Below are 22,018 nucleotides of genomic sequence, written 5' to 3'. Positions count from 1 at the left end.
AGGGACCGCAGGGACCGCAGGGACCGCAGGGACCGCAGGGACCGCAGGGACCGCAGGGACCGCAGGGACCGCAGGGACCGCAGGGACCGCAGGGACCGCAGGGACCCCGTCACGGTGGCTCGGCCGCCGCCACCTCCGTAGCCGCGATCACAGCGGCCCGGTGATCACCCGATCGCCGAGAAGCTCTCTCCCGAGGGTCCCGCCGCGCGAGCGGACCCCGTCGCGTCGAGCAGTCGCTCCGCCTCCGCCAGCTCCACGGTCATCCGCCGCTCACGGAACGCGGCCGTTGCCTTCCTCAACTGGTCGCGGGACCACTCCCGGTCCGCCGCCGCGTCGCTGCCCGTGAGCAGCCGCGCCAGGTCCAGCCGGATCAGCGCCGCCCCGCCGTGGTCCATGATCTGCTCGCGCACCGTCAGCGCCTGGGTGTAGAAACCCCGCGCCGCCTCACCACGCCCCAACTCCGCGTTGGCGTGGCCGAGATCGCGCAGCAGATGTCCCTCCCCGATGACGTCGCCATGGTCCCGGCACAACTCCAGCACCTCGGTGTAGGTGCGCACCGCGTCCTCGTGGCGGCCCTGCCCCTGCTGCAACTGTCCGGCGCGGCGCAGGGTGCGCGCCTCCCCACCCGTGTAGCCCACGGACCGGTAGATGCCGAGGGCCTCGTCGAGGCGGGCCTGGGCCCCCGCGATCTGGCCTCGCCGCATCCAGATGTGCGCGCTCTGGGTGAGCACGATGGCCCGGCCCACGACGTCACCGGCCTGGTCGAAGTCCCTCAGGGCCCGGTCGTACAGGGTCAGGGCCCGGTCGTCGTCCCCGCGCATCCGCGCCAGCAGGGCGAGGTCGCGGTGGCACAGGGCGAGGCCCTGGCGATCGCCGAGCACCTGGAAGAGGTCCAGTGCGGAGGTCAGTGCGCCTTGCGACTCCTCGTGCTGACTGCGGCCGAGGTGCAGGACCCCCAGGGAGCTCAGCAGCGCGGCGGTGCCGCGGGTGTTGCCGGCCGCGCGGGCGCAGTCCAGCGCCAGCTGGTGCGTACGCTGCCAGTCGTCGAAGTACCCCTTGCCCTCGAAGAGGGTGGCCAGCGTGGCGGCCAGATCCCAGCACAGCTCGTCCATCCCGGCGGCCGCCGCCTGTTCGACGGCCTGGACGAGGCCGGCGTGCTCGCTGTCCAGCCACTCCAGCGGGTTGACGAGCAGGTCGTCGACACAGTTCTCCGGCGGCACCCAGCGGGTCGCCGTGCCGTGCAGGACGGTGAAGTCACCGCCGTAGATGCGGCGGTGGGCCTGCTCGGCCAGGGAGAGCCAGCCGCCCATCATCCGCTCCAGGGCCGCCGCCTGCACGGCGGGTTCGTCGTGCAGGACGAGTTGCTCTCGCGCGAAGACCCGGATGATCTCGTGGAAGCGGTAGCGGAACCCGCCGGTCGACTCGACTCCCACCACGTCCAGCATCTGCACGTCGACGAGGGGTTCGAGCAGGTCCGAGGGGTAGGGGCGGTGGTCGTCCAGGAGGGCACCGGCCAGCCAGCCCGGCAGGGTCGCGGCCTGCGCGAGGCTCAGCAGCCGCATCAGTCGGCGGTCCTCGGGTGCGAGGCCGTCGTGGGTGAGGGAGAGGCTGGCCCGCATGGTCATCTCGCCGTGCGTCAGCTCGTCGAGCCGGTGCCGTTCGTTCGCCAGCCGCTGCACCATCGAGGCCAGGCTCCAGTGCGGGCGGGCCGCCAACCGGGCCGCCACGATCCGCAGGGCGAGCGGCAGTCCACCGACGGTACGGATGAGCATCTCGGCCGCGGGCTTCTCCCGGCCCACCCGGTCCGCGCCGATGACCCGGGCGAGCAGTTCCAGCGCCCGCTCGGTGTCCATCACGTCCAGTTCGACGCGTTCGGCCCCGGGCAGGCCGGTGAGCCGCAGGCGGCTGGTCACCAGGACCGCGCAGTGGCTGCTGCCCGGCAGCAACGGCCGCACCTGGCTCTCGGACACGGCGTCGTCGAGCACGACAAGCACCCGCCGCGAGGCCAGCAGCGTGCGGTACATCTCCGCGCGTTCGTCCTGCGACTCGGGGATGACCGGCCCCGGAATGCCCAGCGCCCGCAGGAACCGCCCGAGGACCTCGTTGGCCGCGGCGGGCGCACCCGTGGTACCGCGCAGGTCGCAGTACAACTGCCCGTCCGGGTAGGCGTGCTGGGCGAGCAGGTGGGCGACGTGCGTGGCGAGGGTGGACTTGCCGGTGCCCGGCTTGCCGACGATGACGGCCAGCCCGACGGAGCGGCGCAGGCCGTCACCGAGGAGGGTGGCCTGGAGCGCGGCGACCTGCCGCTCGTCGCCGACGAAGTCGGAGGTGTCGGCGGGAAGTTGCCGCGGGATCTCGTCACCGGGGGGTGCGGGGAAGGAGGGGGCGGGACGGCCCGTCGACCCGTCGAAGGCGTCGGCCGCGATGCGGGGGCCGTCGGCGGGGAAGGCGGGAGCGGCGGCCGTTCGGGGAAGGCCGGGTGGGGTCACGAAGTCGAGGGTCGCGGCTCCCCCGGCCCCCGGGGCTCCGGCTCGCTGTACCGCGGACGAGATCGTGCCGGACGAAACCCCGGAGGCGGCCGGGGTGATGCCGTCACCTGCCGCCCGTTGCCCGGGCATGGCGGGGAGGACCGGGCCGCGCTCCGCCGGTACGGGAGCACCGGTGAGGGCGCCACCCGCCGGTGCGGAGACAAGTGGGCCGGCACCGCCCGGCGCGGGGGCAGTGCCGGCCGGTTCGGCCCCGGCCCCCGCTCTCGCCGCGGTCCGGTCGGAAGGCAGCGCCGCACCCGTGTTCGTGCTCGTGCTCGTGCTCGTGGCCGGGCTGCCTCCGGTCGGCTCTCCGCGCGACGTCCCGTCGGCGGGCGGAGCGTTGTCGGCGGCCGGAGCGTTGTCGGCGTACGGCGTACGGCCGCGGTGCGGGTCCTGGTCGGCACGGGCGGCGGGACCGGCGGGCGCCGGCGGAACCTCGCCCGCCAGGATGGCCGCCTCCAGACCGCGCAACTCGCTGCCCGGCTCCAGTCCCAGTTCCTCGACGAGGAGTTCGCGCCCGGCGCGGTAGGTCTCCAGCGCCTCGGCCTGCCGCCCGGACCGGTACAGGGCGAGCATGAGCTGACCGCGCAGCCGCTCGCGCAGCGGGTGGACGTGCACCAGCGTGCGTATCTCGGCGACCAGATGGTGGTGGCGGCCGAGATCGAGCTCCAGGTCGATACGGGTCTCCGCGGCGGTCATCCGCTCTTCGTCCAACTGGAGCGCCTTGCTGCGCAGGGTGTCGCTCGGCACGCCGTTGAGGCAGTGGCCCTGCCACAACTCGTCGGCGGCGCGCAGCAGATCGGCGGCGGTGTGCGGATCGCCCTGCCGTGCCGCGGTGCGCGCGTCGGCGACCTGCCGGGCGAAGAGCAGCGCGTCGACCGACTCGCCCCCGGTCCTGAGGACGTAACCGGGCGGCCGGGTGGTGATGGCCGCGGCGATCTCCGCCTTGGTGAGGAGCTTGCGCAGGCGGGACACGCAGATCTGCACCTGGGTGCGGGCGGTGTCCGGCGGCTCGTCGTCCCAGATGAGGTCGACGAGGTAGTCGGTGCTGACGACGCGGTCCGCCTCCAGCAGCAGGGCCGCGAGGATGATCTCCTGCCGTCCGGGCGGAACCCGCACGGGCCCGCCCGCGCCGACGACCGTCAACGGGCCGAGGATGCAGAAGGCCACCGGTTCGGGGGCGCTCGGAGCCCCGCCGGGCGAAACGGTCATGAGTCTCCCAGCAGGAGCCGCACCTGGACAGATGGTGGAGCGGGCACAGTCTTGCTGAAACGTTCAGGCGTTGTCCATGGTGTGGAGATTTCATGACGATGAACCGTCGTTGGCCGGATTTGATCGCCCGCCCCACCCGGACGTCGAGCGAGTCGCCGCAGGCCGCAGCGGCGCCGAACCGGAATCCGGTTCACACCGACGCGGCCCTTCCGGGGCGCGATCGGCCGTGATAGGGGTGCGATAGCAGCGGGATGCGGGTGTCCCCGAGGCTGAGGGCACGGCACCGCCCCTCACCGACCTCACGCGGAGCAGCCGAAGGAAAGGACCCCGCCATGAGCATCCCGCCGCCCCGCCGCCCCGGTACCAGCCGCGTCATCACCGACTCCGGGGTCGACCACGTCCGCCTCGCGTACGACTACCTCGACGCCGGGGACGTCGACGGCTACGGCTCGCTCCTGGACGCCGGCACCCTCGGGGCAGAACTGGAGCGGCCGCGGCCTCCGGGCGCCCGGCACCTCATCACCCGCATCGTGGCCGACGGCAACTGTGTGGTGGCGATGGGCCGGCTCGCACCTCAGCAGAGGGAGTTCGTGGACGTCTTCACCTTGTCGGCGCAGGGCATGCTGCGCACGTGTCACCGCTACTACGCGGCGACGGACAGATAAGACGTGTGCACGACCGTGCGCCCTGCGGTCTGCTCGTCCTAGGCGGCCCCAGGGGCTCTGTCCGGCCCTCGCACGGCGTGCCCCTCGGGGTGTCCGCCGCCTGCACCCGACTGGCCCGCCGGTGCTGGCGAGACACTCACGGCCGGGCGAAGGTGGGCGGGTGGCCGCAGTCTGCCCGGCCACCCCCTGTGACCGCCGGAACGAGGAGCCCTGTCATGTCGGAACGCAACACCGTCATCCGCAGCCTGCACGATCTCGGCCTGGCGGTCTGGTTCGGAGGCTCGTTGATGGGGGCGGTCGGCCTCAACGGGGCGGCCCGGGACGAAGGCGGCACCGAGGCGGCCCGCGACCGGATCTCCTCCGCCGGGTGGGCGAAGTGGACGCCGGTCAATGCCGCCGCGATCGGAGCGCACCTGTTCGGCGGCGGCGGACTGCTCGCCGCCAATGCGAGCCGGGTCGCCACCCAGCAGGGTGTGACCGCCTCGACGACGGCCAAGACGGTGGTCACCGCCGCGGCCCTGGCCGCGACCGCCTACGCCCGGGTCATGGGGAAGAAGGTCGAGCTCGCGTCCTCCTCCGACCCCGGCGACATCGAGAAGGCCGGGAAGCACCCGATCGACCTCGACAAGGCGCGTCGGCACCTGGCCTGCGCGCAGTGGGCCGTCCCGGCCCTGACCGGGTGCCTGGTGGTGCTGAACGCCCTGCACGGCGAGCAGCAGCGTCCGGCCGCGCTGATCCCCGGCATGTGGGAGCGGGCACGCACCGCCGCACACCTCGCGTGGTAGACGCGGCCCGGGCCCCGGAGGCCCGCCGTAGCCCGCTGACCTCTGTCCCTCAGGCCCCCAGTCCCTCAGGCCCGGTCCGTGACGCCGGCCTGCTTCACCAGGACGGCACGGGTGTAGAGCAGGTGGAACCCCTGCCGCTGCACATTCTGCTGTGACTTCGAGCCGGGCTGGGTCGTGACGACGGCGAGGTCGCAGCCCGCTGCGGCGGCATCCGCGAGCCGGGCCGCCAGCAGCGCGGTCTGGACACCCCGGCGCCGGTGGGAGGGGGCGGTGGCCGCACCCGTCAACTGGGCGATCCCATGGGCCATACGGACGCTTGCCCCGCCCACCACGGTGCCTTCGCACACCGCGCTGTACCGCCTCACCCCGGCCGCGCTCACGAGGTCACGCACGGCTGCGGCGATCACCTCGCGCGGGAACTCCTCGTGCGAGGCGACTCCTTGTGTGTCGGGGTGCGCGAAACCGTCCGCGATGACGTCGAGCCACTGCTCGAACTCCTCGTCGCCGCTGGTCCTGACGGTGATTCCCTCGGGTTCGAACCGAGGGTGCTCGGCGGACAGGGAGAGCCCGAGGACGTTCTCGAAGGACGTGAGCCGGTAGCCGCGTTCCGTCAGCCGGGCGGCGATGTGCGGATCGCCCAGGTGCGCCAACTCGACTTGCACGGGGGCCCGTCGCTCGGAGAAGGCACGCTCGATCTCGTCGAGCAGACCGTCGTCCGGTGTGCCGCCGAACCCCAGCCCGGCGACCTTGTTGAGCGGAGAATCGTCCTCGGCAAAGGACGCCACGCCTCCCGTGACCGGCTTCAGGAACCCCGATCCCTCTCCCCGACGGCGATGTGCGGCCGCGCTTCCGCTCGAGATGAGTTCCACTTCGGCCCGCTCGATGCGCGCAGCGAGGTCGACGTCACAAAAGAGGGGCTGTCCTGTCATATCCACCGCGGCAGAGTACCTGCGCCACGGACAGGGGCCCATCGATTTTTCCGGCGTCCGCGTCGGATCTCTCAGCCGCCGGGACGCCACACGTACCGGACGTCCGGCTCCCGTTCCTCGTTGCCGCGCCCGTCGGTCCGTTCGGTGGCGACGAAGCCGTGCCGCTCGTAGAAGCGGCGTGCCGAGGCGTTGACCTGGAACGTCCACAGCGCGAGCCCGGACGGACGGAGTTGCTTGGCGAGGTGCACGAGGTGGTCTCCGATGCCCCGGCCCTGCCACGCCGGATCGAGGTACAACTGCTCCAGCTCCTCGCCGTCCAGCACCATCATGCCGACCACCGTGCCCGCCACGGTCGCCACCCAGGTGTGCCCGCCGGGTATCAGCACGTCCCGGATCCACACCCGGACCTGGTCATCCGTATGCGCCCGGTGCACACTCGGGAGCGCCGACGCGTAGGAACGCAGCCAGACCTCGGCCACCGCGGCGGCGTCGGGGCCGACGGCACGGCGGACGACGAGGGCGTTGTCGATCTCCACAACGGCGCATGTTCCCAGACCTTCGCTGCCGACGCAGCGGAGTTTCTGCGGTCCCTCGGTCACCGCGACTGCTCAACTGCCTTACCGTCATGGCCAGTTGTCGCCGTTGACCGTCTTGTCCCCGCATGCGATCTTCGGACCGCCCCCGCGGTCGCGGGTGGTCACCCGACGGGAGGCGGACACAGTGGCGACCAGCAGAAGAAGCATCGGGCACCGGCATGCCGCGGTCGCCGTGGCGTTACTGGCCTCGGGTCTCGTGACGGCCGTCGCCGGACCGGCCGTGGCAGCGCCTCCCGCCCCGCCGGCACACGCGCCGGTGGCCGTGGCACCCAGCATGCTGGGCGACCCCACCCCCGAGGAGCAGGAGAAGCTGCGAGCCGTGGCCGGTGCGATCTGGAGCCCGGAGCTCGCGGCCGGCTGGAACATGAACGCGGAGGTGGCGGACATCCTGTCCACCGCCACCGGCGAGATCCTCCGGTGCAGCGAGGCGTTCGCCCTCGTCCCGCGCCCGCCCGGCTTCGTCCCCGGGCTCGGCTACCTGGTCGGCTACTGGCAGAACCTGCGCGACTACTTCCGCGCGGTGTACGCCAACCGCACGTACCGGGCCTGCGTGGTCACCGCCGCCGCCTCCTACCGCTCCCCCATCGAGATCGCCTCCATGGGCATCTGAGGACGGGGACGTCGGGGGCGCCGGCCGCTCAGTCCTCCGCCCCGTCGTCGCGTCTCCCATCGTCCAGGCGCGCCAGGCCCTGTTCCCAGCGTCGCCGGCGCTCGTCCGGGCTCTGGTCCCACCAGGGGGTGCCCCGTTCGCCCAGCGCGGTCTTCGCCTGGTGGACGCGTGCGCGCGCCACCCGCTCGGCGTGCGCGTCGGCGGCACTCGTGGCCGAGCGCACCGCGCGGCGGGCCGCCATGAGGTGACGGCGAAGCCGTGCGGCGATGTCCTCGGGGACGGCCGGGTCGGTGGCCCGCCATTTCCGGCCCTTGATGAGGACGAAGTGCCCGTCCGGGGTGCGCTCCGGTGACTGGTCTGGTTTCACGCGGACGATTGTGCCCGCCGAACGGGCGGATGTGCGGTCGGTCGTCGCCCGACCCTTGCCGGCGGCCGCCACTGCGGCGGTATCCGCACCCTGGGCGGCGGCGTCGTGGCACAGTGGCGGTATGTGTGGCCGCTATTCCTCCACCCGTGGACCCGAAGACCTGACCAAGCTGTTCGGCGTCACCGACTGGCGTCCCGAGGAGACCTTGGCGCCGAGCTGGAACGTCGCGCCGACCGACCGGGTCCACGCGGTGCTCGAGCGTGCCTCGCGGGACGGGGCGGAGGAGGTCCGGCGGGAGCTGCGGGCACTCAAGTGGGGTCTCGTCCCGTCCTGGGCGAAGGACCCGAAGGTGGGAGCCCGGATGATCAACGCCCGGGTCGAGAGCGTGCACGAGAAGCCGGCCTACCGGCGCGCCTTCGCCAAGCGGCGCTGCCTGCTGCCCGCCGACGGCTTCTACGAGTGGGAGCAGGTGAAGGACGAGGCGACGGGCAGGACGCGCAAGCAGCCGTACTTCATCCACCCCGCCGACGGACAGGTGATGGCCATGGCGGGCCTGTACGAGTACTGGTGCAATCCCGAGGTCAAGGACGACGACGATCCGGACGCCTGGCTTCTGACCTGCACGATCATCACCACCGAGGCCACCGACGCGGCCGGCCGGGTGCATCCCCGCATGCCTCTCGCCCTCGACCCGGAACACTATGACGCCTGGCTCGACCCCGGCCACCAGGACACCGAGGACCTCCGCGCCCTGCTCACGCAGCCCGCGGACGGGAACCTGCGGGCGCGGCCGGTCTCCACGGCGGTGAACAACGTCCGCAACAACGGTGCGCACCTGCTGGACGCGGTCGGCTGACCATCCCGCACGGGCGGCGCTGCGAGCCGATGGATGTACGGGTCGGACCGACCCGGATCGCATCGGATCGCATCGGCTCGCAGTGCCGCCGTGCGGGAGGCCTCGCCGCGTGTCGTCGACGGCGGCGAGGCCCAGGTGTCAGACCGACGTGACGAAGCGCTCCCACACACGGTGCGAGGCCATCAGTTCCCGCAGCTGCTCCAGCACCGACGTGCCGTCGCTGCCCACCACCACGCCGGGCCCGTCCGTCGGGATGCCGACCGCGGTCAGCGCCGCGTCGCCCCCCGCCCAGGCGCCGATCGCCTTGCCGTGGCGGAACGCCTCAGCCAGCAGCAGGCCGACCCGCGGGTCGACGGCCCCGGGCGTACCGGCGGGCAGTGCCTTGGCGTCGCGGGCACCGTGGGCGTCGCCGCCCGGCGCGGGCGAGCCGGCCACGAGCAGCGCGTCGAACTCGATCGACCGGGCGGTCGCGAACGTCCGCTGCACCGTGACCGCGTCGTCGCCCGTGCCCAGCTTGCCGCCCGTGGGGGCGACGACCAGCGGCACCATTCCGGCGCCGAGCACCGCCTCGCGCACCGCCCGTACGCCGTCCAGGTCACCGTCCGGAGCCGCGACGATGCCGATGAGCCGGCCGTCGGTGGGCCAGGTCTGCCCCACCTGGGAGAGAGCGGGGCTCGGCTCGACGTCGGCCGGCGGCTCGGTCGCCTCCGGCGCGGGCAGGCCGAGGCCCTCGGCGACCCGGGCGCACAGGTCGGAGTCGATGCGGGCCAGCACGTGCAGCGCCCGTTCCTTGACGGCCTGCTCGTAGCACTTGCCCAGCTCGAAGGTGTACGCGCCGATGATGTGTTCCCGCTCGACCTCGCTCATGCTCAGCCAGAAGCGGCGCGGCTGGCTGAAGTGGTCGGAGAACGACTCCGGAGCCTCCCGGACCTTCGTGGCCTCGGGCACCCGCACCGGTGTCTCGATGTACGCCCCCGTGTCCGCCCCCGCCAGGAACGGGCAGCCGCCGTCCAGGGAGTTGGGCCGGTAGGGAGCCACGCCCCGGTGCACCGCGTCCTGGTGGTAACCGTCCCGCAGCATGTCGTTGACGGGCGAGTGCGGCCGGTTGATGGGGATCTGCGCGAAGTTCGGGCCGGCCAGCCGGGTGATCTGGGTGTCCAGGTAGGAGAACAGCCGTCCGGCGAGCAGCGGGTCGTCGGTGACGTCGATGCCGGGCACCAGGTGACCGACGTGGAAGGCCACCTGCTCGGTCTCGGCGAAGTAGTTCGACGGGTTGCGGTTGAGGGTCAGCAGCCCGATCGGCTGGACGGGGGCGAGTTCCTCGGGCACGAGGTTGGTCGCGTCCAGGAGGTCGATGCCCTCGAAGGTCTGGTCCGGGGTGTCGGGGAAGGTCTGGATGCCCAGTTCCCACTCCGGATAGGCACCGGCCTCGATGGCGTCGGCGAGGTCCCGGCGGTGGAAGTCGGGGTCGACGCCGCCCGCGATCTGGGCCTCCTCCCACACGAGGGAGTGCACACCGAGCTTCGGCTTCCAGTGGAACTTCACCAGCGTCGTGGACCCGTCGGCCGCCACGAGGCGGAAGGTGTGGACCCCGAAGCCCTCCATCATCCGGTACGAGCGCGGGATGCCCCGGTCGGACATGTTCCACAGCGTGTGGTGTGTGGCCTCTGTGTGCAGGGTGACGAAGTCCCAGAAGGTGTCGTGTGCGCTCTGCGCCTGCGGGATCTCGCGGTCCGGGTGCGGTTTGCCCGCGTGGATGATGTCCGGGAACTTGATGGCGTCCTGCACGAAGAAGACCGGGATGTTGTTCCCGACCAGGTCGAAGACGCCTTCCTCGGTGTAGAACTTGGTGGCGAAGCCGCGCGTGTCCCGCACCGTGTCGGCGGAACCGCGTGATCCGAGGACGGTGGAGAAGCGCACGAACACCGGCGTCTCCGCCCCCGGGGCGAGGAAAGCCGCCTTCGTCACGGCGGACGCGGTCCCGTAGCTCTTGAAGACGCCGTGCGCCGCCGCACCGCGGGCGTGCACGACACGCTCCGGGATGCGTTCGTGGTCGAAGTGCATGACCTTCTCGCGCAGGTGGTGGTCCTGCAGCAGCACCGGCCCGCGCGGGCCGGCCTTGAGCGAGTGGTCGGTGTCGTAGAGACGCGTGCCCTGTGCGTCCGTCAGGTAGGCGCCCGACTGTGCCATGCGGGCCTGGGCCGCACCGGTCGCCTGTCCGGTGGGTGACATCGTGTCGGGTCCGCTCTGGTCGTGCTTGGGCGGCAGCGGCTCGCGCGGCTCCGTCGGTTCCGCGACGGTCGGGGACTCCGGGGCCGGCTTGCCGGGGACCCCCTCCTCCGGTCCCGCGCCGAGACCCTGAAGGGCTTCGGTGACCTTGTCCGTCGCCCGCTTGATGGGGTTGGGCTGGCTCATCGCTACGGTTCCTCTGCTTTCTACCGGCCGCGACCGGTGCGGCCACGGGGGGATGGGGCCCTGTGATCCCGGCGCCGGGTACCCGGATGCGCCGAACGAACCCCTGCTCGCGTGTGCGGCAGCCGTCCGGGTCACGGCGGTCCGGTCGGCACGGACGTCAGGGCCGCACGAGCCGGTGCAGGGCGAGTCGCGCCAGGGGGGCGTAGGCCAGCAGGGCGAGGCGTGGGCCGTCCATGGCGAGGGTCGTGGTGCTGCCGCGGGGATGCGCCCGGACGTCGTGCCGCAGTCGGAGCACGACCGGCCCGAGGCGCACGCGCCAGGACCAGCGCCGGCCTTGCCGATCGACCGTCTCGATCCCGAACACGGCACGGAGGCCCGCCACCGACTCGACGGTGCCGCTCGAACCGGCGGTGAGCCGGCGCTCGGGGCAGTGCACCGCCTTGATCTGGGGTGACCAGGCAGGCCATCGGTCAAGACACGCGTAACGCTCCCAGACCACCTCGGGAGAGGCCCGTCCGGTGGCGTGGAGCGTCAGGCGCCCCATGGCCGCGGTGCTCGCCCTCGCGCCCACGCGTCCTGTGCGCTGGTCACCGGGTCCGGCTCTGCAGGTACTCGGTGAGGGCGGTGCCCGGCCGGAACGTGGCCACGCCGTCGTCCACCCGGAAGCTGCCGAAGCTCCCCAGGGTGACGGTCTCCTGCGCCTTGAGCGCCTCGGCGATGGCACCCGCCCGCTCGACCGTACCGAACAGCAGATCGAGGACCCGGCTGATGTCGTCCGTGTCGAGCTGCCCGGCGCCCGGGGCGTCTCCGGCACGTCGAGCGGTCATCTGGCTGAGCTGGGACTTGTCCACGGTCACTTTCCCGTCGCGTTCCGAGGGCGGTGCTCCGACGCCTCCACGATCGCGGCAGGCCGAGGCGGCCGCATCTCCGGATCACGGAACCACATGCAGGCGCATTATTTGCTATCACCGGCAAACCGCGCACGCATGTATGCTCTCGCCCCATGAAGGCCATCACACTCACGCAGTACGGCGACCATCTCGCACTGACGGAGCAGCCCCGGCCCAGGGTCGCGCCGGGTGAGGTTCTCATCCGGGTGAGGGCCGCCGGGGTGAACCCGGTGGACTGGAAGCTCGCCGAGGGCGCCCTGGACTCGCTGATCGAGACCCGTTTTCCCCTGATCCCGGGCTGGGACGTGGCCGGGGTCGTGGAACAGGTCGGCTTCGACGTGAGCGAATTCGCCGAAGGGGACGAGGTCTTCGGTTACATCCGCAAGGACACCGCACAGCTCGGCGCCTACGCCGAGGAGGTCTCGGCCCACGTCCGCATGCTCGCCCGGAAGCCGGCCTCGCTCTCCTGGGAGGAGGCGGCCGGGATGCCGCTGGCGGGGCTGACGGCCCTGCAGTCCCTGGACCGCGTCGGAGTGCGCGACGGCTGGACCGTCCTGGTGCACGCGGCGGCGGGTGGAGTGGGGGTGCTCGGCGCACAGTTGGCCCTGGCCCGCGGAGCACGGGTCATCGGGACGGCCGGCGAGCACAACCACGCGTTCCTGCGCGGTCTGGGCGTGGAGCCGGTCACGTACGGGGAGGGCCTGGCCGAGCGGGTGGCGGCCCTGGCGCCCGAGGGCGTCGACGCGGCCCTGGACTTCGTCGGCGGGGACGCCGTCGAGGTGTCCCTCGGCCTGCTCGCCGATCCGGGCCGTCTGGCGTCGATCGTCGACCCCGCCGTCACCGCCCGCAGGGGCCACTACGTCTGGGTACGCCCCGATTCCGCGCAACTGGCCGAGCTCGGCCGACTGGCCGGTGAGGGCCGCCTGACCGTCCCGGTCGCCCGGGTCCTCCCGCTCGCGGACGCCGCCGAGGCGTGGCGGCTCAGCCGCGAAGGGCGCACCCGGGGGAAGTTGGTGCTCTCCGTCGGCACCGGCTGATCCCCACCCCGCGCCCCCTCACCGTTCACCTGGTACGGGCCGGCTTCTTGCCCTTCTGGTGCTGTCGCGCGTGGGCCGGCGGCCCTTGCCGGGACTTGGCCTTTCCCTCGGTGGCCTTCTCGACCCCTGGCTCGGTGGCCTTCTCGGCCCCGACCCGCTGAGGAGTGCCGGATGTCGGGGCGGGCCGGTCGGCCGGTCGCGAGCCGGACGAGGACACGTGGGCGACGCGCGTCGCGGCGGAGTCACGCGCCGGGTGGCTCGGGGCGGAGGGACCGGCCGAGGGCGGGGTCGCCGATGCCGAGGGTGTGTCCGCCCGGTGCGCCGCGGAGTCCGGAGTCCGTGACGGGTCGTCCCGGTCCGTGGCCGACGGGGCCGTTTCGCCCGCGGCGTCGTGGTGCGAGAAACCGTCCGTGACCACCAGGCCGGCGGCGACCACGGCGGCAAGTGCCGCCGCGGCACCGCCGGTTCGCAACCGGGCGCGCCTGGAGACGGGCCGCAGACCCGTCTCGGCCGAAGCAGGGGCAGCCGCGGCAGGGGCAGCCGCGGCGGGGGCAGCCGTGGCGGGACCCGCCGCCGCCACCGCCAGGGGCAGGCTCCGGTGCGTGCTGTCCGCCCGATCGGCGACCGTGGACGGCACGACGCTCAGCGCGCGCTGCGGAGCGGCTCCGGCAGGGCTCGGCGTGCCCGCTCCGGCGAGACGGGTCAGTGCCTGGGCGCAGTCGCCCGCGGTGGGCCGGTCGTACTCCTCCAGACTCGTCATGCGCCACAGGAGGTCCGCGAAGCCGTCGGGCAGGAAGTCCGGCACGGCGGGCGGGCGGTGCAGGCGCGCGATGGCAGCCTCGAGGGGGCCGCCGTCGTACTCGAGCCGGGCGGTGAGGCATTCGAGGAGGACCAGGCCGAGGGCGTAGATGTCGGCGGGCTGTGCGACGCGCCGGCCCAGGACCTGTTCGGGCGCGAGATAGGCCGCCGTTCCGGTCAGGGTGCCGGTGGCGGTGCGGGTGGTCGCGTCCAGCAGCCGGGAGATGCCGAAGTCCGTCAGGTGGGGGCGGCCCGAGGAGTCCAGCAGGATGTTGGACGGCTTGACGTCCCGGTGGACGATGCCCGCCTCGTGGGCGTGCGCCAGGGCGTCGGCCAGGGCCGCGCCGAGTCCGGCCACGGCCTCGCAGGGCAACGGTCCCTGGGCGATGCGCGATTTCAGGGTGGGTCCGTCGATCAGCTGCATGACGAGGAAGGCCTCCCCGTCGTGGTGTCCGGCGTCGAAGGCGGTGACCAGCCCCGGATGCTGCAACCGGGCCAGGATCACGGCCTCGCTGCGCAGGGCGTCCTCCGAGTCGAAGCCCGTACCGGCGCGGAAGACCTTCACGGCGACCGGCCTGCGCAGCCGCAGGTCGAACCCGCGGTGCACGTCCGCCGCGCCGCCTGATCCGATCGGCGCGTCCAGACGGTAGCGGCCCGCCAGGATCCGGGCACATCCCCGCACCGTCCGTGCGCCCCGCATCTCGCGCAACCCCACTTCGTTCTCCCCACCGCGCCCACGCGCAACCGCTCGGACACCCGTCGTCGACGAGCCACCGAACGCAGGTACCCAGCCCTCGGCGGCTTGCACACGGTGTCCCGCCGCCCTGCCCCGGCGGTGGAGTCCCCCGCTGGGTGCGTCAGGCCGACAGGGCCTCGTCGACCGTGGCGTACAGCGGCAGCACGGTCGTCAGACGCGTGAGCTCCAGAATGCGCAGGACCTCCGGCTGCAACCCGGTCAGCCCGAATCCGTGCCCCGCCTCGATGCGGCCGCGGTGGAGGGCGACGAAGGCACCGAGCGCGCTGGAGTCGCAGAAGTCGACCTGGTCCAGGTCGAGGAGCAGCAGGGGAACCTCCTGCATCTCCTTGGTGGTCAGGTGCCCGAGCAACTGGGGCGTGGTGTGGTAGTCGAGGGGGCCGGTCACGGCGACGACCGCGTGCCGGGGGCCGCGACGGGAGACGAGGGTCAGGGAGGGCCCGGTCGGGAGCAGGCTGCCGGTGTCGGCCTCTGCCGGGCTGATGGGCTCGTGCGCCTCGGGTTCCTGGGACGGGGTCATCGCGGGCGTCTTTCCGGTGGAGTGGGCGGGCAGGACGGAGGGCTGTCCGTGGAGCGGGCCGGGGCGGGTGTCACGCGGTGGCGACCTCCACCCACACGACTTTGCCGCCGTCGATCGGGCGGGTGCCCCATCGTGTCGCGAGCGCGTCCACCAGGAATATGCCCCGGTGCCCGAACTCCCCCGGGTTCGACACGATCAGCCGCGGCTCCTCGGTGCTGCTGTCCGTCACTTCGAGGACGACGCGTCCGCCGCTGCGCCGCAGTTCGACCCGCATCGCGGTCCTGGCGTGGCGTACGGCGTTGGCCACCAGTTCGTCGGCGATGAGCATCAGGTCGTTCGCGAGGTGGGGAAGGCCCCAGGCGCGCATGGTCCGGGCTGCCAGGTCGCGGGCCTCGGGGACCGCGCCGGAGACCGGTGGATAGTCCCGTACGACCGACACGACGTGGTGGGCCGGATCCTCCGGCCGGTAGAGGTACAGCATGGCGATGTCGTCGTCGTGCTGTCCGTCGGCCAGTGCCTCCAGCCACGAGTCGCAGTCGGCCTCGACCTCGCCCACCGGACCCGCCAGCAGTTCGCCGAGCTGCCGCAGGCCGTCGTCGATGGAGCGCCCGCGGCGTTCGACCAGGCCGTCGGTGTACAGCAGGAGCCGCGCACCGGACTCCAGGCGGGCTTCCGCCTGCGCGTACTGCCGCCGTCCCACTCCCAGGGGCGGTCCCACCTGTTCGTCGAGGAACCGTACGCCGCCGTGCGGATCGCGCAGGGCCGGCGGCAGATGGCCGGCCACGGCCGCACGCAGCAGGGCGCGGTCCCGGTCCAGCAGGGCGTAGACGCAGGTGACGATGGAGCCGGGTGCGATGTCGTCGACGAGGATGCTCAGTTGCTCCAGGACCTCGGAGGGGGTGAGGCCGAGTTGGGCGTAGGCGCGGCAGGCCGTGCGGATCTGCCCCATCACGGCTGCCGCTGTGACCCCCTTGCCCATGACATCGCCGACCACCAGGGCCACGTCGCCGTCGCGCAGCGGTATGAGGTCCACCCAGTCGCCCCCGGCGCCGCGGCTGCGCGCCGCGGGGAGGTAGCGCGAGGTGGTGACGATGCCGTCCACCCGGGGCAGGCGCGGCAGCAGGTGGCGCTGGAGCGCCATCGCCGCTTCCCGCTCCTGGCGGTAGCTCTGCGCGTTCTGCAGGGCCACGGCGGCCTGCGAGGCGACGCCCGTGACCAGGCGCTCGTGGCGCTGGGTGAACACTCCGGGCTCGGCGTGCCCGAAGAAGAAGCCGCCGAGCACCGTCCCGCGGGAGACCACGGGAACGGCGAGGTAGCTGCGGACCGGCAGGTGCCCTTCGGGCATGCCGTGGTGCGGCGCGTTGTGCCCGTAGCGGGGGTCCGCGGTGATGTCGTCCGACCGCACGACCCCCAGACCGCGGAACGTCGGCTCGAACACCTGGGTGTTCCGCGGCATGGGGAACTTGTCGAACTCCGACCGGTCCACACCGGAGATGACGTAGAGCAGGTACGACTCCCCGGTCTCGCCGAGGACGTTGTAGAAGAACGCCCCGAACTCCGCCCCGGACAGGCGGGTCGCGGTGTCGACCGCGCGCTGGACCAGTGCGTCGAGGTCCAGTTCCGCGGCGAGGGTGCCGCCGATCTCCTGCAAGAGTTCCACGATGGCGGCTTCCTCGCGCAGTTCGCTCTCGCGCTGCTGGAGCTCTCGCTGGGAGCGCCGCAACCGGGCCTCGGTGGAGCGCAGTTCGGCCACGGCACCCTGCAGGTGCGCGGCCCGCCTCGCCACCGTGCCGTCCAGGCTGTCCGCCAGGGCGGCCGCCGCCTGTGCCTGCAGCGCGGGCGGCGCGCCTCCGGCGGACAGCAACGCCAGGCGCGCGCCGCAGGCCAGGGGGCGGAACAGGTCCGCGGTCGCACTAGGCAGCTCGACGGGGCAGGCCAGCGTCACGACGAACCACTCCTGCCCGGTCAGGGGCCCCCCGAAGAGCAGGGCCGACGCGGGATCGCGGTCGTCGCCCCCTTCCGGCTGCGGTGCGTCGCCGGTGCGGTCCACCTGCAGGACGGCGACACCCGCTTCGAGCAGAGGTGTGTCGTCCGTGTGTTCCGTCCCGGCCCCGGTCCGCTCGAGCAGCCGGTACGCCAGAGCGGCACTGCCGGTGGCTTCCCCCGGCGGGGAGGGGTCCGTGTCCGGCAGGCCGGCGGCCCGCGGGCGGAACTCCCGCAACGCGTCGCGGCTCGGGCGGGAAGCGAGATGCACGCTGACGTCCGGGCGCCGCGCGCCCCGGTCGGTGCTCAGCCGGCCGTGGAGGAAGTCGGCGAGGGACTGTGCCGCCGCGTCGAGCGTCGGCGCCGACCGGACGGCTTCCCGCAGTCGCACACCGCACGCGGCCATATCGGTGAGATCGAAGGCCGAGAGGTCGTGTGCGGTGAGGTCGCCGACCGGGTGATGTCCGTGGGCCGAGTGCGGTGCAGCCATGGTCAGACAGTAGAGCACGCCGGCGCCCCTCCGGGCCGCCACCCGGAGTGCGGGCGACCTGTCCGGTGACCCGGCCGGCACGGAGCCCTGCGTCCGTCGGTGTCATGGCGATCACACCGGGACTTACTGGATCTTCGTTTGGCTCCGGTGTGAGGATGAGCCAATGTCTGTGCCCTTCGAGTCGACGAAAGTACACGTCACCCGCCTCGATCAGGTGGTGTGTGTCGCTTTGCGCGGTGAGCTGGACTTCGAGGACGCGGAGGACGTCCAGGCCGCCTGGGCGGCGGCCGACCGCGCCGGGCTGCCCACCACCGCCGTGGATCTCTCGCAGGTGGTCTTCGCCGACAGCATGCTGCTGAACGCGCTCCTGGACGCCCGGCGCCGCCACGACGCCACGGGCCGCGCCTTCGTCCTGCTCGGCCCGCTCAACGCCTCGGTCAGCCGCCTGCTGGACGTCACCGGCACCCTCGGACACTTCACCGTGCAGGACACACTGCCGGGAGAAACCGCGTAAGTCGCAGCAAAGGCATGTGAAGCACCTCGACTCCCCGGCGATCGGCGGCTCGCGCCCCCCGGGTTCAGTCCTGCGCGGGCAGGACCTGCGTCACCTTGCCCTTCAGATCGGCGTTCAGATGGCCGCTCACATGTTCGTCGGCGAAGTAGACCGCCAGTCCGAGGGGTGTGTCGAAGGTGTCGTCGGCGGGGCGGACCACGAGGTAACGCGAGGTCGGATCCTCCACGTTCAGGTCCTTCTCCGCCCGCTTCAGCAAGGAGGGAAGGACGTCCCAGTCGAACTCGTCGAGGTCGAACGGGCGGTCGCCCCCGATGATCGCGCCGCTGATGATGCCCTTCTCGACACCTCGGCCCGGGCGGTAGGTGTACGAGTCGTACTTGGTGGCGCTTCCCTTCACCATGATCTCCGCCGACACGTATCCCGGATAGACGATGAAGCGGCACGCGCGGTCCGTGCCGGTCGCGGCCTCGATCTCCTTCACCGCCGTCCGGATGCCGTCCGGGGTGAGCAGATCGGTGTCCGCGTCCGCCTGCGAGGCCGGGGCCGACCGGGACGCCCTCGGCGCTTCGGGGGTGGGGTCCTTCGTGCCGGTCGACGTCGACGAGGAGCCGGGGCGATCGGCTGCCTCCCCGTCGCCCTTGTCACCGCCGTCCGGTACCAGCGTCCACACGAGGACTCCCGCGAGCACGGTGCCGACGACGGACGAGGCGACGATGATGCGGCTCCTCGCCCGGCCGCCCGGTCGCGTCGTCGACCGCGTGGGGCCCGTCGGGTAGGGCGTCGACGGAGCGACGGGCCCGGGCACGGCGTCGTAGGGGCCCGTCGGCCGGAAGCCGGTCGGCGGGCCGAAACCCGTCGGGGGCCCGAACCCGGAAGGGGCGGGCACCGGGTCCGGCGCCGGCGCCAGCCGGTACGAGGTCGCCGGGCCGCCTCCGCCGGGCGGAGCCTGGTGGTCCCCGCCGGGGGCACCGGGCGCGGGGCCGGAGCCGCCGGCCGCCTCCGCCAGCATCCGGTCCGCCGTCTCGGCGTCCGCCCGGCCGGCCGGGTCCTTGACGAGCACGGCGTTCAGGAAGCCGGTGAGCACCCCGGCCCGGCGAGCAGGCGGGAGCTCCTCGCTGAGGAGGGCGGCGAGCGTCGCGAGGGTGGTGCCCCTGCGCAGCGGGTGATGCCCCTCGACGGCGACGTACAGCATCATCGCCAGTGACCACAGGTCGGAGCCCGGGCCGCCCTCGCCGCCGGAGATGCGCTCGGGGGCCATGTAGTCGGGCGTGCCGATGATGGACCCGGTCGCGGTCAGCACGGTCGACTCCCTGATGGCGGCGATGCCGAAGTCGGTGAGCACGGGGCGCCCGTCGGGCCTCATCAGCACGTTGGCGGGCTTCACGTCCCGGTGCTGGATGCCGACGGCGTGCGCGGCGCGCAGTGCGGCCAGCACCTCGCGGCCGATCCGGGCGGCCTCGACGGGCGCCAGCGGACCCTTGTCCAGCCGGTCCTGCAGCGACCCGCCGGTCACCAACTCCATGACGAGCCACGGGTAGGTGTGCTCGCCGCCGTCCACGACGTGGTGGATGGTGACCACGTTGGGGTGGTCGACCCGGGCCAGGGCCCGTGCCTCGCGCAGCACCCGCGCCCGCAGCATCGCCGCGGCGGCCGGATCGTACTCGGCGAGACCCGGATCGGACGGCCGTACCTCCTTGAGCGCGACCGCTCGGTCCAGGATGAGATCGCGGGCCCGCCACACCAGGCCCATGCCACCGCCGCCGAGTCGCGCCTCCAGCTCGAAGCGCCCGTCGATGACCCGTCTGCCGGATTCCCCCTCGTTCATGGCCGGGAGCCTACGGGATGTCGGTGACACGACTTCTCACGGATGCCTCTCACGCGCGGCACGGTCACGGTGCCGCCCTCGGGCAAGCGAGCCCCGGCCGCACGGACGGCCGTGGCCGCCCTCCGTGGCGTGGCCGCGTCACCCGCCCGCACGGACACCGGACCCGTCCGGGCCGGTGATCCGCGTCCTCCCGGACCGGACCCCGGCGGGTCACTCGCGCTGACGGCCCACGTCCCGCCTGCCCGTACGTTCCCCGCCCGCACCGTGCACAAATACCTCATCCGGCCGAACATCAAGGCGTGTCGCCCCCGGTATGGATGACCCACACCCAGTGCACGCGGAGAGGGGGTGACCTCGATGGACGGCGGATACGGCCTCATCCAGTTCCTGCTCGACCTTCTCGGTCTCGGCTGATCACGGTGGGCGAACCCGGGCCGTCCCAGCGGACGCGCGCCGGGACGTCCTGGTGGCGGAAGGGTGGCGGCGTCGTAGGACGCCGCGACCCCCGGACCGGTCGCCGAGCACCCCTCGAGCCCTCACCCGGCCGGTCGGGACGGCCGGCCCGGGCGCGGTCAGGGCGGGGGCATCCGGCGCAAGGCGTCCGACGCGGACGCACCCGCGTCGAGCGCCGTCCTCCTCACGTCGGCACCGACGTCGGCCTTCTGCACGGCGACGGCCAACCTCCGTGCCTGCTCCAGATGTTCCCGCAGCGCCGAGCGCAGGAGCCGGTCGAAGGTCCGGCCGCGGGCGGTGCGCAGAGCACGCAGTTCCCGCGCGTCGGCCATGCCCGGCATGTCGTGGCCCTCGTGGGGGTTGTCGTCGGGGATTCCTCTCCTGCTCAAGAGGGCGCGAAGCCGGATGAGTTCGGTGTCCCGGCCGGCGGCGACCTCGGACGCCCAGTGCCGCACCTCCCTGTCGCCACTGCGCTCCGGTGCGAGCAGGAGCAGGTGCCGGGCCTGTACGTCCATCGCGATCGCCAACTGGATCCAGCCCACCTCGGTGGCGTCGGGCCGGGCGACCGCACGGGGTTGCGGCCGTTCCGGCGGCGGCGAGCCGCCACACCCCGACACGGCCACCGCGCACAGCACGGTGGCGACGAGGGCCTTGCCGAACCGGCGAGGAGTCGGAGGGGCCATCGTTGCTCCTTGAGCGTGGTCGCCGTGCCGAGGCGGGGACTGTGCCGCGTCTCGCGGGGTCAGGAGGGGTTGCCGTCCGCTCCGCACTTCACGATCGCGTTGATGCAGGTGGTGACCCTGCGGGCGAGTTCGTTCTCGGGCCAGGCGTTGAAGAAGTCGCCGTGCATCGTGTAGCCGGGCCCGGAGGCGAGCCGCAGGCCCTGGGTGCTCCCCGACACGGGGTAGCGCAGCACCTGCCGCAGCTTGGGCACGGGCACGGGGTGGGTGGACGGGCACGCGCCGTTCACCGGGTAGGACATGTGGCTCTTGTGGTCGGCGGAGTCCAGGTCCTTCCCGTTCCAGCACTGCGGGAAGTCCAGGTAGGACTCCAGCATCGAGCCCGCCGGGCAGGTGACGAAGTCCTTCGAGGGGTTGACCTCGCCGTGGTGGAGGCAGGACCAGCGGGCCACCGAGGTGGGGTCGCCGACGCCGGTCGCCTTGGCGTTGCCCGCCACGATGCGCAGCCCCTGCGGGAACGGGCGGATGCGCTGGATGACGTCGTCGCGGACGCCCTCGCCGAGGTAGTAGAAGGTGGTGCCGGTCGGTTCCACGGGCTGGTCGTTGCGGTAGAGCGTGGGCACCCAGTACGACGACGTGTCCACGGCGGGGGCGCAGGTCGAGGCCGAGCCGAGCAGGTCGGTGACGTCGGTGTGCGCGTTGGTGACCCGGCTGCCGAAGAAGCTGTGCATGTGGGAGGCGCCGGGCAGCCCCGGGAAGACGATCGGGTCGTCGGGGAGCCGGTGGCTGTAGGGGCATTCGGCGAGGAACTCCGCGACCCGGACCACCTGGGCGCCCTGCGGGGCGGCGTTCAGGTCGGTGCTGTCCGGGCGGCTGCCGGGGTTGGCCGCTCCGGTGTAGAGGGTCGCGAACAGCAGGCCGAGGGAGGCCAGGGCGGTGGTCCAGGCGCGGCGCCTGGACCGGCTGCCGGTGGGCGGGCGGGGGGATGTTCTCAGCACAGCACTCCTCCTGGGGGAAGTGGTGGGGGCTGTTGCCGGAAGCGGTTCCGGAACCGGTTCCGGCCTTGTGCGTGAATGAAAGGGACACACCGCGCTGCCGTCAATACCTCCCG

General features: G+C 72.9%; 19 protein-coding genes. 6 read left to right on the top strand and 13 right to left on the bottom strand.

Annotated features, from left to right (window positions below; translation table 11 throughout):
- Positions 1–164 precede the first annotated feature (164 nt).
- Positions 165–3,740: an AfsR/SARP family transcriptional regulator gene (locus ACZ6ZN_RS18515; protein ID WP_469647467.1), complete on the bottom strand. Its 3,576-nt coding sequence runs from the start codon at positions 3,738–3,740 to the stop codon at positions 165–167.
- Between the two features lie 332 nt (positions 3,741–4,072).
- Here ACZ6ZN_RS18515 and ACZ6ZN_RS18510 point away from each other — a divergent pair, with 332 nt between their 5' ends.
- Together ACZ6ZN_RS18510 and ACZ6ZN_RS18505 are read left to right on the top strand one after the other, a co-directional pair.
- Complete coding sequence (locus tag ACZ6ZN_RS18510) at positions 4,073–4,405, top strand: nuclear transport factor 2 family protein (protein ID WP_398107981.1); 333 nt, start codon at positions 4,073–4,075, stop codon at positions 4,403–4,405.
- Between the two features lie 215 nt (positions 4,406–4,620).
- Positions 4,621–5,190 carry a hypothetical protein gene (locus ACZ6ZN_RS18505; protein WP_469647464.1) on the top strand — a complete coding sequence of 190 codons (570 nt, stop codon included), beginning with the start codon at positions 4,621–4,623 and terminating at the stop codon, positions 5,188–5,190.
- A gap of 65 nt (positions 5,191–5,255) precedes the next feature.
- Here the strand turns inward: ACZ6ZN_RS18505 and ACZ6ZN_RS18500 are convergent, their stop codons facing one another.
- Positions 5,256–5,975, bottom strand: a complete 720-nt coding sequence (locus ACZ6ZN_RS18500) for a GNAT family N-acetyltransferase (protein WP_469647462.1) — start codon at positions 5,973–5,975, stop codon at positions 5,256–5,258.
- Positions 5,976–6,190: 215 nt separating this feature from the next.
- Positions 6,191–6,655 carry a GNAT family N-acetyltransferase gene (locus ACZ6ZN_RS18495; RefSeq protein WP_469647460.1) on the bottom strand — a complete coding sequence of 155 codons (465 nt, stop codon included), beginning with the start codon at positions 6,653–6,655 and terminating at the stop codon, positions 6,191–6,193.
- Between the two features lie 322 nt (positions 6,656–6,977).
- Between ACZ6ZN_RS18495 and ACZ6ZN_RS18490 the strand changes: the two genes are divergently transcribed.
- Positions 6,978–7,325 carry a hypothetical protein gene (locus tag ACZ6ZN_RS18490; protein WP_469647458.1) on the top strand — a complete coding sequence of 116 codons (348 nt, stop codon included), beginning with the start codon at positions 6,978–6,980 and terminating at the stop codon, positions 7,323–7,325.
- Between the two features lie 28 nt (positions 7,326–7,353).
- On the opposite strand, the gene ACZ6ZN_RS18485 is transcribed toward ACZ6ZN_RS18490, so the two are convergent.
- Positions 7,354–7,692, bottom strand: a complete 339-nt coding sequence (locus tag ACZ6ZN_RS18485; RefSeq protein WP_469647455.1) for a hypothetical protein — start codon at positions 7,690–7,692, stop codon at positions 7,354–7,356.
- A gap of 121 nt (positions 7,693–7,813) precedes the next feature.
- Here ACZ6ZN_RS18485 and ACZ6ZN_RS18480 point away from each other — a divergent pair, with 121 nt between their 5' ends.
- Positions 7,814–8,548 carry an SOS response-associated peptidase gene (locus ACZ6ZN_RS18480; RefSeq protein ID WP_469647452.1) on the top strand — a complete coding sequence of 245 codons (735 nt, stop codon included), beginning with the start codon at positions 7,814–7,816 and terminating at the stop codon, positions 8,546–8,548.
- Between the two features lie 138 nt (positions 8,549–8,686).
- Here the strand turns inward: ACZ6ZN_RS18480 and ACZ6ZN_RS18475 are convergent, their stop codons facing one another.
- The 3 genes from ACZ6ZN_RS18475 to ACZ6ZN_RS18465 all read right to left on the bottom strand — a co-directional run bounded on the left by ACZ6ZN_RS18475 (position 8,687) and on the right by ACZ6ZN_RS18465 (position 11,814).
- Positions 8,687–10,963 (bottom strand): catalase, encoded by a 2,277-nt coding sequence (locus ACZ6ZN_RS18475; protein WP_469647450.1) that lies wholly within the window; start codon positions 10,961–10,963, stop codon positions 8,687–8,689.
- Positions 10,964–11,120: 157 nt separating this feature from the next.
- Complete coding sequence (locus tag ACZ6ZN_RS18470) at positions 11,121–11,507, bottom strand: SRPBCC family protein (RefSeq protein ID WP_469647447.1); 387 nt, start codon at positions 11,505–11,507, stop codon at positions 11,121–11,123.
- Between the two features lie 43 nt (positions 11,508–11,550).
- A complete protein-coding gene (locus ACZ6ZN_RS18465) occupies positions 11,551–11,814 on the bottom strand; it encodes an HU family DNA-binding protein (protein WP_469647445.1) in 264 nt (87 codons plus the stop codon).
- Between the two features lie 152 nt (positions 11,815–11,966).
- Between ACZ6ZN_RS18465 and ACZ6ZN_RS18460 the strand changes: the two genes are divergently transcribed.
- A complete protein-coding gene (locus ACZ6ZN_RS18460) occupies positions 11,967–12,890 on the top strand; it encodes an NADP-dependent oxidoreductase (protein ID WP_469647443.1) in 924 nt (307 codons plus the stop codon).
- A gap of 25 nt (positions 12,891–12,915) precedes the next feature.
- Here the strand turns inward: ACZ6ZN_RS18460 and ACZ6ZN_RS18455 are convergent, their stop codons facing one another.
- The 3 genes from ACZ6ZN_RS18455 to ACZ6ZN_RS18445 form a co-directional block, all read right to left on the bottom strand.
- Entirely contained in the window at positions 12,916–14,403 is a 1,488-nt protein-coding gene (locus ACZ6ZN_RS18455; protein ID WP_469647440.1) for a serine/threonine-protein kinase, read from the bottom strand.
- A 142-nt stretch (positions 14,404–14,545) separates the two neighbouring features.
- Positions 14,546–14,962 (bottom strand): STAS domain-containing protein, encoded by a 417-nt coding sequence (locus ACZ6ZN_RS18450; RefSeq protein WP_398107993.1) that lies wholly within the window; start codon positions 14,960–14,962, stop codon positions 14,546–14,548.
- A 70-nt stretch (positions 14,963–15,032) separates the two neighbouring features.
- Complete coding sequence (locus ACZ6ZN_RS18445; protein ID WP_469647437.1) at positions 15,033–17,435, bottom strand: ATP-binding SpoIIE family protein phosphatase; 2,403 nt, start codon at positions 17,433–17,435, stop codon at positions 15,033–15,035.
- A gap of 163 nt (positions 17,436–17,598) precedes the next feature.
- Here ACZ6ZN_RS18445 and ACZ6ZN_RS18440 point away from each other — a divergent pair, with 163 nt between their 5' ends.
- On the top strand, positions 17,599–17,949 hold the full coding sequence (locus tag ACZ6ZN_RS18440) for an STAS domain-containing protein (RefSeq protein ID WP_469647434.1): 351 nt from the start codon (positions 17,599–17,601) through the stop codon (positions 17,947–17,949).
- Positions 17,950–18,013: 64 nt separating this feature from the next.
- Here the strand turns inward: ACZ6ZN_RS18440 and ACZ6ZN_RS18435 are convergent, their stop codons facing one another.
- The 3 genes from ACZ6ZN_RS18435 to ACZ6ZN_RS18425 all read right to left on the bottom strand — a co-directional run bounded on the left by ACZ6ZN_RS18435 (position 18,014) and on the right by ACZ6ZN_RS18425 (position 21,905).
- A complete protein-coding gene (locus ACZ6ZN_RS18435) occupies positions 18,014–19,774 on the bottom strand; it encodes a serine/threonine-protein kinase (protein WP_469647431.1) in 1,761 nt (586 codons plus the stop codon).
- Positions 19,775–20,346: 572 nt separating this feature from the next.
- Positions 20,347–20,910, bottom strand: coding sequence for a DUF305 domain-containing protein (locus ACZ6ZN_RS18430; protein WP_469647428.1), 564 nt, complete (start codon positions 20,908–20,910; stop codon positions 20,347–20,349).
- Between the two features lie 59 nt (positions 20,911–20,969).
- Positions 20,970–21,905, bottom strand: coding sequence for a DUF1996 domain-containing protein (locus tag ACZ6ZN_RS18425; RefSeq protein ID WP_469647425.1), 936 nt, complete (start codon positions 21,903–21,905; stop codon positions 20,970–20,972).
- Positions 21,906–22,018 lie beyond the last annotated feature (113 nt).

It is taken from the genome of Streptomyces sp. NPDC053665, assembly GCF_055585285.1.
The sequence above is the reverse complement of the archived record's forward strand: the minus strand, read 5'-3'. Positions and strand labels throughout refer to the sequence as shown.

What these genes read in the sequence shown, in the direction of transcription:
- ACZ6ZN_RS18460 (WP_469647443.1), top strand. Translation starts at nt 11,967, where the DNA reads ATGAAGGCCATCACACTCACGCAGTACGGCGACCATCTCGCACTGACG.
- ACZ6ZN_RS18475 (WP_469647450.1), bottom strand. Translation starts at nt 10,963, where the DNA reads ATGAGCCAGCCCAACCCCATCAAGCGGGCGACGGACAAGGTCACCGAA.
- ACZ6ZN_RS18515 (WP_469647467.1), bottom strand. Translation starts at nt 3,740, where the DNA reads ATGACCGTTTCGCCCGGCGGGGCTCCGAGCGCCCCCGAACCGGTGGCC.
- ACZ6ZN_RS18450 (WP_398107993.1), bottom strand. Translation starts at nt 14,962, where the DNA reads ATGACCCCGTCCCAGGAACCCGAGGCGCACGAGCCCATCAGCCCGGCA.
- ACZ6ZN_RS18440 (WP_469647434.1), top strand. Translation starts at nt 17,599, where the DNA reads ATGTCTGTGCCCTTCGAGTCGACGAAAGTACACGTCACCCGCCTCGAT.
- ACZ6ZN_RS18505 (WP_469647464.1), top strand. Translation starts at nt 4,621, where the DNA reads ATGTCGGAACGCAACACCGTCATCCGCAGCCTGCACGATCTCGGCCTG.
- ACZ6ZN_RS18480 (WP_469647452.1), top strand. Translation starts at nt 7,814, where the DNA reads ATGTGTGGCCGCTATTCCTCCACCCGTGGACCCGAAGACCTGACCAAG.
- ACZ6ZN_RS18470 (WP_469647447.1), bottom strand. Translation starts at nt 11,507, where the DNA reads ATGGGGCGCCTGACGCTCCACGCCACCGGACGGGCCTCTCCCGAGGTG.
- ACZ6ZN_RS18435 (WP_469647431.1), bottom strand. Translation starts at nt 19,774, where the DNA reads ATGAACGAGGGGGAATCCGGCAGACGGGTCATCGACGGGCGCTTCGAG.
- ACZ6ZN_RS18510 (WP_398107981.1), top strand. Translation starts at nt 4,073, where the DNA reads ATGAGCATCCCGCCGCCCCGCCGCCCCGGTACCAGCCGCGTCATCACC.
- ACZ6ZN_RS18430 (WP_469647428.1), bottom strand. Translation starts at nt 20,910, where the DNA reads ATGGCCCCTCCGACTCCTCGCCGGTTCGGCAAGGCCCTCGTCGCCACC.
- ACZ6ZN_RS18445 (WP_469647437.1), bottom strand. Translation starts at nt 17,435, where the DNA reads ATGGCTGCACCGCACTCGGCCCACGGACATCACCCGGTCGGCGACCTC.